Genomic DNA, 14,542 nt, shown 5'->3' with positions numbered 1-14,542 from the left:
GGGCCAGGCAAGACCCCGCAAGGCGACAGCCTGAGGAGGCTTGACGGCACCACCGCGGAAAGCGAAGGGTATGAAGGCTTAAAACAGAACAGCGACAGACTTTACTAAACTTCGATAATTAGAGAGTGGGGCAGGACTGCCCCTGGCATGTTCCTGCCCTGCATACAGGGAGGAAACAGTATTATGTGTGGAATTGTAGGATATATCGGAACAGAGGATGCAAAGGAAATACTTCTTCGGGGACTGGAGAAGCTGGAATACCGTGGATACGACTCTGCAGGGATTGCAGTAGCCAACGGAAATGGTGTGAACGTATTTAAGGAAAAAGGACGGATTGCCACGCTTCGTGATGCGGTTGATAACAGCAAACAGGGCACCATCGGAATCGGCCACACACGCTGGGCAACACATGGCGCACCGAGCAAAGTAAACGCGCACCCGCACCAGAGTGCAACCGAGCGCTTCACGATCGTTCACAACGGAGTTATCGAAAACTATTCCCAGCTTCGGAAGGAATTCCTTCAGGACGTGACACTTACAAGTGATACGGACACGGAAATTATCGTACATCTTGTGGAGCGTTTCTCCAAAGAAGGTCTTTCCACTGAGGAAGCGTTCAGCAAAACACTCGGTCTTCTGAAAGGCTCCTACGCGACAGCCCTTCTTGATAACCAGACACCGGAAACGATTTTCGTCGGTAAAAACAAGAGCCCACTTCTTGTAGGCCTTGGTGAAGGTGTAAATGTTGTGGCGAGTGATGCGATGGCGATGCTGCAGGTAACGAATGAATTCGTTGAACTGATGGACGAGGAAATCGTGATTGTGAAGCGTGACAGCGTGACGATCAAAACGCTGGACGGGGAAGTTATGACACGCGATTCCTACACTGCCGAGCTTGACGCGAGTGACATTGAAAAAGGCACGTATCCTCATTACATGCTCAAGGAAATTGACGAGCAGCCTTACGTGATCCGAAATATCATTTCAAAATACCAGAACGAAAACGATACGATTAAACTGGATGAAGACATCCGCGCAGCAATGACTGGTGCAGACCGCATCTATATTATTGCAGCCGGTACCAGCTACCATGCAGGTGTAGTCGGAAAACAGCTGATCGAAAAAATCGCCAACAAGCCGGTTGAGACTCACATTGCCAGTGAGTTCCTTTACAACATGCCGCTTCTGAGCGAGAAACCACTCTTTATTTTCATTTCCCAGAGCGGGGAAACTGCGGATCTCCGCGGTGTGCTCGTGGAAACGAAGAAAATGGGACACAAAGCCCTTACGATTACAAATGTACCGGGATCCACGCTTTCACGTGAGTCGGACTACACGCTTCACACGTATGCGGGACCTGAAATTGCCGTAGCCTCCACGAAGGCCTATACAGCGCAGATGGCTGTTCTTGCCATTCTTGCTGTGGATACAGCCCGTGCCGCTGGCGTAGAGATGGACTTTGATCCGCTTCAGGAGCTTGCGATTGTGGCAAACGCTATGGAGACGATGGCAGACCAGAAAGAAACACTCGAGCAGGTGGCTCGTGAGTTTCTGAGCGTCACACGAAACTGCTTCTTCATTGGCCGTGCCATGGATTATCATGTATGTCTTGAAGGTGCCCTTAAGTTGAAGGAAATCTCCTACATCCAGGCAGAAGGCTTTGCCGGAGGAGAGCTTAAGCACGGAACGATCGCCCTGATTGAGGAAGGCACACCGGTCATCGGTCTTGCCACTCAGGAGCACGTAAACCTGAGCATCCGCGGAAACATCAAGGAAGTTGTTGCACGAGGTGCCTACCCATGTACGATCAGCATGGAAGGCTTTGAAGAGGAGGATGACACCATCGTCATCCCGCGCGTACACGAATACCTGACTCCGCTTGTGAGCGTCATCCCGCTCCAGCTGATCAGCTACTACGCCGCTCTTCACCGCAACTGTGACGTTGATAAACCTCGTAATCTCGCAAAAAGTGTAACTGTTGAATAGTTTGTCTGTTACACCCTTTCGGATTCATATCGAGTCCGAAAGGGTGTTTTACGTTATGATAGAAAATAGTGAGGTGATCAGGCAATGGATGCAGTCTTTACTACCGGTAACGGAAAATTCAATTTCCGGGTGGCCGGTGTGCTAACAGCAGATAACAAGGTTCTGTTACATAAAGCAGAAGGAGATCCATTCTGGGCTCTGCCTGGTGGCAGAGTAAAAGTTTCTGAGAAATCACAGGATGCATTGGAAAGAGAGATGCATGAAGAGACAGGAATGAAGATGAAAGCAGGGACCATACTCTGGATGGTTGAAAACTTCTTTGACTACGAGGGAGAGACCTTTCATGAGATCGGGTTTTATTACCGGATGACGCTAATTTCACCGCTGGCAAAAGAGGTGTCATTCAATGGAATTGAAACAGGCAGGAAGCTTATCTACAGGTGGTTTCCAATCGAACAGCTTGATGACATCGATGTCAAACCGGCCTTCCTTAGAACAGCATTAGGATCATTGCCTGAACAGCCAGGCCATATTGTGATAGATGACCGATGAAAAGAAGGTATGGAGAAACAGGGTGTTATTTTTTTGAGAAAGGCTCTGTTAAAGCATAATGTTGATATTTTTCTATCATTGATTGAAGCGAACGCGCGACACTCCTGTGGGAACAGCGCCTGCTGAAGACCCCGCAGGGTGTTATCCCCGAGGAGGCTGAAGCGGTGCCCGCGGAAAGGGAGCGCAGTGAGCGGAAATCACCAACAAACTTTAACAGATCCTTGAGAAAAAAATTAACAACGAATTAGTAACTGAACAGTTTTCTGTGGATTTGAAAAATGTGCTCTTTTACCCCTTTGATATTTCTTTAAAGGGGTGTTTTTTTTGGATCGAAAGAAAAAAGAAGATAGCGCTACAGGTTTTTCCCTTAAGGGGTTAAGTTTACTGAAGAAAGAGGCAAAGAGGTTCTGGACAGAAAAGCCGGTTTTCATGTGATAGCGGAAGAAAAGGAAGGGGATGAGCTGGATCGAAATTGCCCCAACCGGTGAGGGCAAAACAAGTATTGTCCTGCATGACAAGCAAAAAATAGCCAAAATTAGTCCGGAATTAAACCTTGGGACTCCCTCACTCATGTTTTTCTCAGATGATCTTGATGGGTTGTATCACACCTTTTCCTCAAAAGATATTACCGTCGGGAAGATCGTGAAGACACCTTCTGGAAGGGTGTTCAACTTTGCGGATGAAGAAGACAACTATTTTGCGGTGATGGAAAGAAGGTAGTGAGGAAGGAGGACTTAACCGTTACTCTGAAATCGATACTGTGGCAGACCATGATAGCCAAATATGCCGGCCGTAGACTTATACGTACTTTCCACAATCCTGGTTTGTCAGATTGAAATGAAGACATTTTAATCGGGAGTCATTCTCCTTCGCTGCCGGAAGTCACAATGATAGAATCAATAAAGATAGAGGAGGGGAGAATCGCTATGGAAAAGTGGGATGTTTATGACCGGCATAGACAGGTGACCGGCAACCAGATGATCCGGGGCAATGAGTTTGAGGATGGCGCCTATCATCTGGTTGTCCACGTATGCCTCTTTAATGAAAAAGGAGAGATGCTGATCCAGCAGCGCCAGTCTGACCGTGACAACTGGCCGGAATTGTGGGATATAAGTGTAGGCGGCAGTGCCCTCGCTGGAGAAACAAGTCAGGAAGCTGCCGGGCGGGAGGTGGAAGAAGAGCTCGGATTAACGCTCGACCTCCGCAGCGAGAGACCATCTCTGACGATTAATTTTGAAAATGGCTTTGATGATTACTATCTGCTGAATACGGAGGCTGACATTGATGATCTTCCGCTCCCGACAGAGGAAGTGCAGCAGGCAGTGTGGGCTACGGAGGAAACTATCATTGAATGGATTAATAGAGGAGTATTTATTCCGTACCGTGAATCAATAATTCGTTTATTGTTTGATATGAGGAATGGGTTTGGAACACACGAGCAGTAAGACAGAGCGATCTCTGAAGGGAAAGAGTTTACTCTGAAAATGAAAAGCTTTTCTATTAAAACCAACCTCCAGACCATTTGTCTGGGGGGTATTTGTTTAGGATTTAGCTTCAGTTTTGAAAATAAGGGGTTGATCACTATTTCTGTATGTGTATATAATGTATATATAGTATATATACATTATATAAAGACAAGAAAGACTAAGCAGAACACCGTTTCATCACATAAGGACTGTTTTCAGGATTCCCCGGTCCGTGATGAGAAGGCTGTTCTAAATAAACGAAGATGAGGGATTGGCATGCAAATCACTATCTCCAACAGTTCAAAAGAGCCGATCTATGAACAGATAACGAGTCAGATTAGATCGTATATTTTATCAGGGGAGCTCCAGGAGGGAACGGCGCTGCCTTCCATACGGCAGCTCGCAAAGGATCTGCAGATCAGCGTGATCACGACGAAACGCGCCTATGAGGAACTGGAGAAGGCAGGATTCACCTATTCCATTGTCGGGAAAGGATCGTTTGTCGCAGAGCAGAATCTGGAGGTAATACGGGAAAAAAAGCTCAAAGTGATTGAAGAACAGCTTGGTGCGGTGATTACAAACAGCAGGGAAATTGGACTGTCACTGGATGAACTTCAGCAGCTGATGAAGATTTTATACGAGGAGTGAACGGGATGGAGAATGTGGCTGAATTAAAAAATGTCACGAAGAATTTTAAGGGTTTTTCCGTGAATAATATTGATCTTGAGGTGAAGCAGGGTTTTGTTACGGGCTTTATCGGAGCGAACGGAGCCGGAAAATCAACCACGATTAAGATGATGATGAATTTGTTGAGACCGGAATCAGGGGAAATCAGGATGTTCGGGATGGACTACAAAACACATGAGAAGGCAATCAAGGAACGGATCGGATTTGTATACGACGGCAACGTGTTTTTCGAGGGACTGAACTTAAAGGATATCAGGCGCATTGTGGCACCGGCCTATAAGCATTGGGACGATGCGGTATTTTACCGGTACGTGGACCAGTTCGAGCTGCCTCTCAATAAAGCGATCAAAACGTTTTCAAAAGGAATGCAGATGAAAGCGTCACTGGCGATCGCGTTATCCCACCACGCAGAGCTGATTATGATGGACGAGCCGACAGCGGGGCTGGACCCGATTTTCAGACGGAATCTGATGGATCTGCTGCAGGATTTGATGGTTGATGGCAGCCGCACTATTTTTTTCTCCACGCATATAACATCTGACCTGGATCGTATTGCCGATTACATTGCCTTTATGCAGAATGGGGAACTGGTATTTAACCAGTCAATTCACGAGGTAGCTGAAAACTATGCGCTGGTAAAGGGCGGACTGGAGCTTCTTGACCGGGACACGGAAAAGGACTTTGTCCGTGTCCAGCGGGCGTCTACAGGGTTTAAAGCACTTACAGATAATGTTCAGGCCGTGGAGGATACGTTCGGGAACTCGGTTGTCATTGAGCAGGCTTCGCTGGAAGACATTATGTACTATCTGAAAGGAGGAAAGAGCTATGTTTAATCTGATCAGACGCGATTTAATCCTGCAGAAAAAACAGCTGCTGATTTTTATTCCTTTTATCCTGTTCTTTATTATCATGGATACTCATCCGGCTTTAACTTTTCTCGTGGCCAGTATTTTCATTCCCTTTAACACCTATGCGTACGATGAAAAAGCGGAGACAAACATCTTATTAAATTCCCTGCCCTATACACGGACGGAAATTATCGCCTCGCGTTACATTGGGGCTGTCATATATATGATCATTTCCATTGGCCTGGCAGGCCTGGCTATGTTTATTTTCAATAATCCGTTTACACTTACGGATATTGCAATTGGTGCAGGGCTGTTTTTCATATTTGTGGCCTGTACATTTCCATTATTTTATATTTTGAAGCCAGGTCATATTTCAACGGGCGTCCTCATAAGCTTTCTGGTTTTAGCGTTTATTGGACCGCGTGTGGTGATTTTCGGGGCTGACCATTTAACCGCGGTTACGGAGTTTGTTATGAATTTATCCACCACGGCGATATACACGGGAGGCGCGGTCATCATCACCGTACTCTATGCTGTTTCGTGGGGGATCACGCATTTTATTTATCAGCAGAAAGCATTTTAAGTGCACACGGTTAACTGTTTGGTGAAAACAATTCAAACACACACAAACAGGCACCTCTCAGCTGAGAGGTGCCTGTTACAGTTTTACTAATGATTATTTTTTTACGTCAAACCGATCGGCATCCATGACCTTCACCCAGGCGGAGATAAAGTCATTCACAAACTTCTCCTGGCTGTCGTTTTGTGCGTACACTTCCGCAAGGGCACGGAGAACAGAGTGTGAACCAAACACCAGGTCTACGCGAGTAGCTGTGTTCGTCAGTTCGCCGGTTTTACGGTCATACCCTTCGTAGGTGCCGTCGTCCTTCGGCTTCCACTCCACGCCCATGTCGAGCAGATTCACGAAGAAGTCGTTCGTGAGCGTGCCGACGCGGTCGGTAAACACGCCGTGCTTCGTGTCGCTGTGGTTGGCGCCGAGAACACGCATACCGCCGATAAGAACGGTCATTTCTTTGGCCGTCAGGTCAAGCAGCTGCGCCTTGTCCACCATCAGATCCTCCGGTTTAATGGAGTACTCTTTCTTCTGGTAGTTACGGAAAGCATCTGCGGGCGGCTCAAGTACTTCAAAGTTCTCCTGATCTGTCTGCTCGGCAGTGGCGTCACCGCGGCCCGGTGTAAACGGCACTTTAACATCCATGCCGGCATCCTTCGCCGCTTTTTCAACGGCAGCACTTCCGCCGAGTACAATCAGATCAGCGAGACTGACATTTTTATCGAGCCCGCTCTGGAGATCCTCATAAACGGAAAGCACTTTCTTCAGCTGTTCCGGCTCATTGGCATCCCACTCATTCTGTGGTGCAAGGCGGATGCGGGCGCCGTTTGCGCCGCCGCGTTTGTCCGAGTTACGGAACGTGCTGGCAGAAGCCCATGCTGTTTTCACGAGCTCGCTTACAGAAAGGCCGGAATCGAGAATCTTCGCTTTAAGATCGTCAATTTCCGATTCTGAGAGTGTGTAGTCAACTTTAGGAACCGGATCCTGCCAGATGAATTCCTCGTCCGGCACTTCCGGTCCGATATAGCGGTCGCGAGGTCCCATATCACGGTGAAGAAGCTTGAACCATGCACGGGCAAACGCGTCGGCAAATTCGTCCGGATTTTCATAGAAACGACGGGAGATCTTGTTGTACTCAGGATCTTCACGCATCGCCATGTCTGCAGTCGTCATCATCGTCTTCACTTTTTTGGACTGGTCATGGGCATCGGGTGCCATGTGATCCTCATCCGGATCGACTGGCTCCCACTGGTACGCGCCGGCCGGGCTCTTCGTAAGCTCCCATTCATAGCCGAACAGGAGATCAAAGTAGCTCATATCCCATTTTGTAGGTGTCGGTGTCCAGGCCCCTTCAATACCACTTGTGATGGTGAAAGCGCCGTGTCCGGTTTCGTGTTTATTATGCCAGCCGAAGCCCTGGTGCTCAAGGACTGAGCCTTCCGGTTCATCAGCCATGTTTTCAGGGTCAACCGCACCGTGGGCCTTACCGAATGTGTGGCCGCCGGCTGTAAGAGCAACGGTTTCTTCGTCGTTCATACCCATCCGCTTAAACGTGTCACGGATGTCAAAGGCACTTTTCTTCGGATCCGGTTCCCCGTCCGGGCCTTCCGGGTTTACATAGATGAGACCCATCTGAACGGCTGCAAGTGGATTTTCAAGGTCGCGCTCGCCGGAGTAGCGGTTATTTCCGAGCCACTCCTCCTCAGGACCCCAGTTCACGTCCTCTTCAGGATGCCAGATGTCCTCGCGTCCGCCACTGAAACCGATCGTTTTTCCACCCATGGACTCAATCGCCACATTACCTGCAAAAACGAGAAGGTCAGCCCAGGAGAGCTTGTTGCCGTATTTCTGTTTAATTGGCCAGAGGAGACGGCGGGCCTTGTCCAGGTTCCCGTTATCCGGCCAGCTGTTGAGGGGAGCAAAGCGCTGGGAGCCGCTTCCGCCGCCGCCGCGGCCGTCCGCCATACGGTATGTACCGGCTGCGTGCCAGGACATACGGATAAAGAACGGACCGTAATGACCGTAGTCAGCAGGCCACCAGTCCTGGCTGTCTGTCATAAGGTTATGAAGATCCTTTTTAAGTGCATCATAATCAAGCTTTTTGAATTCCTCGGCGTAGTTAAAATCTGCACCTAGGGGGTTTGTTTTCGTGTCGTGCTGGTGAAGAACATTAAGCTCAAGCTGATCCGGCCACCAGTCTTTGTTTGACCGCGGCTTTGTAGGCTTTTCACCGCTGTTTCCTGTAAAAGGGCATTGTCCTGCGTTTTCGTTCTGATTCTGATCCATACGTAATTCTCCTTTCTGATTTGAGAAGAGTAAGCAGCAAATATACTTGCCTTGCATGGTACGAAACTGAATATGGAGACAATATCGATTCTTACATTATAATTATAATAAATTATTAGCCAAATAAAAAGTAAATTGCTCTTGAAGAGGCAGAAAATTATAAAAATTTAAATGAGCAGTGCCGGATCCTCTTAAACGTTGAAAAAAGAAACTAGTCAAATAGATTCAATTTTCTTCATTTCCTACTTCCCGCTCAGGTCCATATGAAGCAGAGATCACCGTGTCACGTCACATAAACCCGTTAATGGATTAGCACCTCCCAAACATTAATTTACCATTATCTGCTTCGTTTTAAACATCAGCAGCAGGAATTTTTTACAGTGCATAAAAGGAGGAAGCGGGAAAAGAACGATAAGGACTTTAGGACTATTTTAGATATCAGACTATTCGGAATGTGCGATTGACAAGATTCTGCATTCGGGATAAAATTCATTTGAAACAGACGTGCAATTTTTTTAATGGTAATTTCGAAAGCGCTTTCGCAGATGGCTAGAAGGTTCGGCTGAACAGCCGGGGGGTTAATGAGCCAGTAACTGCTGTCTTTTTTACAGTAAAACGAAAGCGCTTTCGTAAATATAATTCCATGAAATTTTTAAAAGGAGGACAGAAGTTCCAGCCGGGGGAAGGTCAAAAAACATAAAGGTGGCGAAAAACTTATGATAAAGAAAACAATTGGGTTGGTTATGTCTTTTATGCTCGTTATGCCTTTTTTATTTAATAACAAGGTTGATGGAAGTGGACAGCAGGGCGCAGAAACATCTGACGATGACTGGACGCTTACCTGGGAGGATCAGTTTGAGGGAGATGAACTGGATCCTGACAAATGGACGATAGATATTGGAAACGGGTTTTATGACGCGAACGGGAACTGGGTTCCCGGGTGGGGAAATGAGGAGCTTCAGTCCTATCAGGAGGATAACGTAAGGGTGGAGGACGGAAAGCTCATCCTGGAAGGACGGGAGGAAACGGTTTCCGACGAGACAGGTACGTACGATTATACATCCGGCAAAGTACACTCCCAGGGAAAGTTCAGCCAGAAGTACGGGAAGTTTGAGGCAAGAATGGCCCTTCCTGAAGGTCAGGGTTACTGGCCGGCATTCTGGATGATGCCTGAAGACGATAAATACGGCGGATGGGCTGCTTCGGGGGAAATTGACATCATGGAAGCGGCAGGCGGCAGACCGGACCACATCGGCGGGGCGATCCACTACGGGGGAGAATGGCCGAACAATACTTATACGGCAAAAGATTACTATTTCCCGGAAGGTACGGATATTACTGACTTCAACGTTTACAGCATCGAATGGGAACCAGGGGAAATCCGCTGGTATGTAAACGGCGAGTTGTATCAGTCACTTAACAACTGGAGCACGACCAGTTCAGGGAACCCTGCAAAGTTCTCCTACCCGGCACCTTTTGATCAGGAATTCTATCTGATTCTAAATCTTGCTGTAGGAGGATGGTACGGCGGCGATCCCGATGGCACAACACCGTTTCCTGGTGATGTTGTCGTTGATTATGTGAAAGCATACGAACTCACAGGCCGGGATTACATGGATCCTGTGGAGCCGGTATTTGAAGCAGAGGAGCTTCCGGAAGGGGCAAAGGAAGCGATCGATGGAAACTATGTTTACGATCCTGCTTTTGAAGAAGGATTCACAAATATTAAAACCAATGACGATCTGCAGAATGACTGGACAAATGATTTCTGGAACCTCGTTCATCTAAATGAATTTAACGGAAATGCAGCGGCGGCTGTAGAAGATGTGACCGGCGAGCCGTTTGCAAAAGTGGATATCTCTGCGGCAGGATCACAGACTTACGCGGTGCAGCTGATCCAGAACGTAACGCTCGGCAAAGGAAGATGGTACAAGCTGAGCTTTGATGCGAAAGCGGCAGCAGACCGCACAATGAATGTGAAGCTCGGGGGCGGTCCGGAAAGAGGCTACACCGCTTACTCCCCAAGCCGTGATTTTGCATTAACGCAGGATCTTGAATCCTATGAAATGACGTTCCAGATGCAACACGACAGTGACGCACTTGCCCGTCTGGAATATAACCTGGGGCTGAATACGAACAGTGTCTGGGTCGGCAACGTTGTTCTCGAGGAAGTGGAAGCGCAGGATCCATACAACGAAACAGCGCCAAAGCGGCCGCTGGCGAACGGCAACCACGTGTATAACGGCACCTTTGATCAGGGTAGAATGGACCGGATGACCTTCTGGGATTTTGCCAGTGAAGGTGCGGACGCTGAAGCTTCCGTTGACCCGGTTGCAAGAGAAATTGAGGTCGATATTACTGACGGCAGCGAGGCTGCAGAAGCTGTATCCCTTCGTCAGTTCGGGATGAACCTGCTTGGCGGTGCTGAGTATGAATTGCAGTTTAACGGAAGATCGGCAGCGGTGAGAGACATTTCGGTTGCCCTACTGAGTGAAAATGGACAGGATGTATATCATCAGGAAACGATGGAGCTCTCTGATTCACAGGATTCCCAGTCATTTACATTTACCATGCCTGAAGTGACAGATACAGCAGGACAGCTTGTATTCTACTTTGGCGGCAGTGACAGCAATGTGGTACTGGATGATATTGAAATGTACCGGATTTCCGACCATGATATGGATGTTCCTTTGAGCGAGGCGTTCCCGCTTAAAAACGGGGCGTTTACCAACGGATCTGCCTACTGGGATACGCACATACAGGGAGATTACGGTGACAGTTCCTCTGCAGGGTCCTTTAAAGTGGAAAACGGAAAAGGCGTATTCTCTGTTCTGGATACAGGAGCCAATCCGTGGGATCTGATGCTGTTTCAGGATAACCTTCCTGTGAAAGCAGGGAACACGTATACAGTGCAGTTTGATGCAAAATCCTCAGTGGAACGTACGATTGAGGCTGTAGTGGAAAATGCGTCATATTACCGCTACCTGTCAGAGGAAATCGCTTTAACAGAAGAATTGGAAACATTCACGTTCGAGTTTCCGGTCACTGAAGATGACAATGTCGGACTCAAGTATCTTCTCGGGGCGGTTGAGGCAGCTCCTCACGATGTCACGGTGAGCAACGTCCGCTTTGAAGTGAAAGGCGAACGGGAGAAATACTTCCCGCTTAAAAACGGCGACTTTTCTCACGGTCTTGAAGAATGGGGCACACATCTTCAGGGCGACTGGGACGGCGATTCGCAGGCTGTATTCAGCGGAGAAAATGAGGAAGCGCGGATCAGCATTGAACACACTGGTGCCAACCCGTGGGACATTCAGCTCTTCCAGCCGGATTTGAGCCTGAATGAAGGACAGACTTATGTTGTTGAGTTTGATGCAAGCTCGACTGCTGACCGCTCCATTGAAGTCGTACTGGATAATGGTCCGGCAGGAGGCTATTACAGACACTTTGAAGAAATCGTTCAGCTGACCGATGAGGTGGAAACCTTTACGTTTGAATTTGAAATGAGCGCAGATGATCAGGTCGGGTTATTGTTCCTCCTGGGCAACGTACTGGATGAGCAGATATCAGCGACTCATGACGTGGTCATTGATAACATCCGTGTAGAGGTTCAGGGCGTGAGGGACTACCTTGCCGGTGAGCCTAAGGAAGAGGACGAGGACGACGAGCCGCTTCCTTCTGCTGCAGAACTTCTGCTGGCGCTTGAAGAGACGATGAATGAGTACCTCGCTTCCGGTGATGTGCGCAGACCGCTTACAAACAAGCTGGTCAACACACTTAGACAGGCGCAGCATCATGAAAGTGCGGGCCGTCTTGAGCAGGCTGAGCACTTTGTTGAAAAGTACCTGGATCACCTGGAGAGTGATTCAGGGCATATTGAAGAAGAAGCCGCAGGCGTTTTGAAAGTAATGTCTGAAAGTGCCCTCCAGGCGCTAGCTGAAGAAAAAGAGTAAATTAAAATAGCGAATACCCGCCCTTTAAACAGGTGCGGGTATTCGCTATTTTTCAGTCATGGAACGAATTTCTTCATACCAGGCCTGGGTCCGTTCTTCATCTCTTGAATTGATGAAAAAGAAATCATCCTCTGTTTGCACAAACAGAAAGGGCGGGTGGTTCCGGAAAAGGTAGAGCCTCCCGTTTCCCAGTTCATCTACCCGGAAGAGGCCCTTCTGCCGATGCCCGTAAGCGATTCCATTCGTGCGCATCCTTGTATCAGGCGGGGTCTCTATTAGAGAAACGCTTGTCACGTCCTCAACAGTCCACTTACTCCCGTACCAGCCGGTAACTTCGATTTGTCCGTCTGTTACCGCAATGTCATTTTCCGCTTCTCCGGCAATGAAGAGCGCGGTTGTACCTCCAAACACGAAGATGGCCGAGAAGATGATTATGAATCCGTCCAGTTTCTGTGTATGGGATTTGTTCATGCGGTTCAAAAAGAGTGCGCGGCCAAACAGCACAGCCAGCCAGACACCCCAGCTCAAAAGGACGGCTTCTTCAACCCAGCCGAAAAGAGCAATCACAGCGCCGGCCAGGAGGATATAGCTTGTGTTCATGAGCATCCTGCCTGACGCCTGAGGGAAGCCCGCTTCAATCAGCCGTTCCTGATCTTCTTCGGACTTGGTATTGAACCCTGAAAGAAGACCGTACATTCTCTTTTTATAGATCAGATAGCCTCCGCCCCAGATCATGAGAAACACAAACAACTGAATATATACGGCTGCGATCATCCGTCCGGCCCTCCCTCTTTACCCGCTTATTTCACCTTTGCCGGGTTGTATTCCAGACTTATCGTAAAATCTGTGTCGCTCATGTGATACTGGTGATTCGGGCGAAGGCGGTTAATCAGGTCAACGCTGAGCCGTTTTTTGTCATAGGCACACACACTGATCATTTTTCTGCCTGACACCGTCCGGTCTGCCTTATCTTCGAAATCGGCAATCATTTCAAAAGCCGTTGCTTCGTCTCCCCACTCTACACGGGCCCACGTATGCAGGGTGGCATCTTCATGGAAGTAATGGTCCACAATGCGGGCAAAATGTTTTTCAACCGTAGGGGGGTGGAAGTTGCCGTTCGACATGTAGTAGGAGAAGTTGTTAATAAAATGGACGTTCTTAAACTCTTCTTCAGTTAAGAGACCTTTCAGTTTCGTATACAGAAAAGGAATGTTTTTTTCGCTTTCAATCACAGCGACAGGGTCTCCGGCTTTTGCGGCGGCTTCAATAAACGTGGCTGCATGGCTGAGACTGACTGCCGTCTCCTCGAACGTATACAGAACATGGCCGCCTTCGTTTTCTTTAAATGATTTCAAGTAAGATAGAAGTTTTTTCTGCAAAAATGTAGCCTCCTTGTGGAAAATACAGGTTTTGATTACTGGCTTTGGGCGTTCGGAACAATATATGAGTAAAATATCTCCCTGAGAATGGGTCTGTTGTCGGACGCCCAAAAGCGCACGTTCCCAATTCAGGCGTGCGCTTACATATAGAAGTTATCCGGCTGCTTCAATTTCTGTCACATCAAGTTCGTAGCTGTTAACGACCTGGCGGACGTGTGAACGAAGCTCTGTATCTGTTAAACGAAAGGGGATGTAAATGTCCGATTCGCCGTCACTGAACGTGTAGGAAAGAATACGGTTCGTCTCAGGATCAACTTCACGGTAGACCTCCGTTACATCATCCCAGGCAATCGTTTTCTCTTCACTGGAAAGAAGCAGATTCGTATGGGCTCCGTGATCGTCAAGGTAGGTGTAGTGCATAACGGCATACGCGTACACCGGGATGGCGAGAAGAAAAAGAACCATATGAAGAAAAGTCAGGCGGTACGGTTTTTCCACTCTGTCTGCCCACATTTTCGTAAAAAGGGTCGAAAGAAGAACCACGGCCATCCAGACCATGCCGGCTCCGAAAACCACATAGGCAGCCGTGGGGCGGATAAATATCCAGTGATCACGTGAAAAAAACAGCACGTCCTGGATTATCATGACGGCCACGATCGGAATAAACACCGCGGAGATTATTAAGATGAAACTGAAAACGATAAAAAAAGGAGCGATTCTTCCTGTATCGGCGTTTCGTAATGTCAGTTTTGAAAGCATGTCTATCATCCTCGAATTCGTTATCCTTCGTCTACGGATTAAATCGTTTAAA

11 protein-coding genes and 1 pseudogene are annotated in these 14,542 nt (G+C 48.1%); 8 read left to right on the top strand and 4 right to left on the bottom strand.

The genetic code is table 11. The features are described 5' to 3' along the window. Positions 1–183 precede the first annotated feature (183 nt). From glmS to CR205_RS18770, 7 genes and pseudogenes are all read left to right on the top strand, one after another. Positions 184–1,986, top strand: coding sequence for a glutamine--fructose-6-phosphate transaminase (isomerizing) (gene glmS / locus CR205_RS18800; RefSeq protein WP_110521696.1), 1,803 nt, complete (start codon positions 184–186; stop codon positions 1,984–1,986). Positions 1,987–2,070: 84 nt separating this feature from the next. Further along, the gene (locus CR205_RS18795; protein WP_110521695.1) at positions 2,071–2,538 is read left to right on the top strand and encodes an NUDIX hydrolase; all 468 of its coding nucleotides are present in this window, start codon (positions 2,071–2,073) and stop codon (positions 2,536–2,538) included. A gap of 384 nt (positions 2,539–2,922) precedes the next feature. After that, positions 2,923–3,258, top strand: a pseudogene (locus CR205_RS18790) (VOC family protein). Positions 3,259–3,464: 206 nt separating this feature from the next. Beyond that, entirely contained in the window at positions 3,465–3,983 is a 519-nt protein-coding gene (locus CR205_RS18785; protein ID WP_110521694.1) for an NUDIX hydrolase, read from the top strand. A 297-nt stretch (positions 3,984–4,280) separates the two neighbouring features. Continuing rightward, positions 4,281–4,652 carry a GntR family transcriptional regulator gene (locus CR205_RS18780; RefSeq protein WP_110521693.1) on the top strand — a complete coding sequence of 124 codons (372 nt, stop codon included), beginning with the start codon at positions 4,281–4,283 and terminating at the stop codon, positions 4,650–4,652. Between the two features lie 5 nt (positions 4,653–4,657). Next, entirely contained in the window at positions 4,658–5,524 is an 867-nt protein-coding gene (locus tag CR205_RS18775) for an ABC transporter ATP-binding protein (RefSeq protein ID WP_110521692.1), read from the top strand. Then, the gene (locus CR205_RS18770; protein ID WP_110521691.1) at positions 5,517–6,122 is read left to right on the top strand and encodes an ABC-2 transporter permease; all 606 of its coding nucleotides are present in this window, start codon (positions 5,517–5,519) and stop codon (positions 6,120–6,122) included. Before CR205_RS18775 ends, CR205_RS18770 begins: the two co-directional genes overlap by 8 nt. A 93-nt stretch (positions 6,123–6,215) precedes the next feature. Here CR205_RS18770 and katG read toward each other — a convergent pair whose 3' ends face one another. Then, positions 6,216–8,399 carry a catalase/peroxidase HPI gene (gene katG / locus CR205_RS18765; RefSeq protein WP_110521690.1) on the bottom strand — a complete coding sequence of 728 codons (2,184 nt, stop codon included), beginning with the start codon at positions 8,397–8,399 and terminating at the stop codon, positions 6,216–6,218. A 716-nt stretch (positions 8,400–9,115) separates the two neighbouring features. Here katG and CR205_RS18760 point away from each other — a divergent pair. Then, complete coding sequence (locus CR205_RS18760; protein ID WP_236634907.1) at positions 9,116–12,352, top strand: carbohydrate binding domain-containing protein; 3,237 nt, start codon at positions 9,116–9,118, stop codon at positions 12,350–12,352. 45 nt (positions 12,353–12,397) lie between these two features. Here the strand turns inward: CR205_RS18760 and CR205_RS18755 are convergent, their stop codons facing one another. From CR205_RS18755 to CR205_RS18745, 3 genes are all read right to left on the bottom strand, one after another. Beyond that, a complete protein-coding gene (locus CR205_RS18755; protein ID WP_110521689.1) occupies positions 12,398–13,126 on the bottom strand; it encodes a DUF3784 domain-containing protein in 729 nt (242 codons plus the stop codon). A 26-nt stretch (positions 13,127–13,152) separates the two neighbouring features. Next, the gene (locus CR205_RS18750; protein WP_161524837.1) at positions 13,153–13,731 is read right to left on the bottom strand and encodes an MEDS domain-containing protein; all 579 of its coding nucleotides are present in this window, start codon (positions 13,729–13,731) and stop codon (positions 13,153–13,155) included. A gap of 153 nt (positions 13,732–13,884) precedes the next feature. After that, positions 13,885–14,490 (bottom strand): hypothetical protein, encoded by a 606-nt coding sequence (locus CR205_RS18745; RefSeq protein ID WP_110521687.1) that lies wholly within the window; start codon positions 14,488–14,490, stop codon positions 13,885–13,887. Positions 14,491–14,542 lie beyond the last annotated feature (52 nt).

The sequence above is a fragment of the Alteribacter lacisalsi genome (assembly GCF_003226345.1).
Taxonomy (GTDB): domain Bacteria; phylum Bacillota; class Bacilli; order Bacillales; family Salisediminibacteriaceae; genus Alteribacter; species Alteribacter lacisalsi.
The sequence above is the reverse complement of the archived record's forward strand: the minus strand, read 5'-3'. Positions and strand labels throughout refer to the sequence as shown.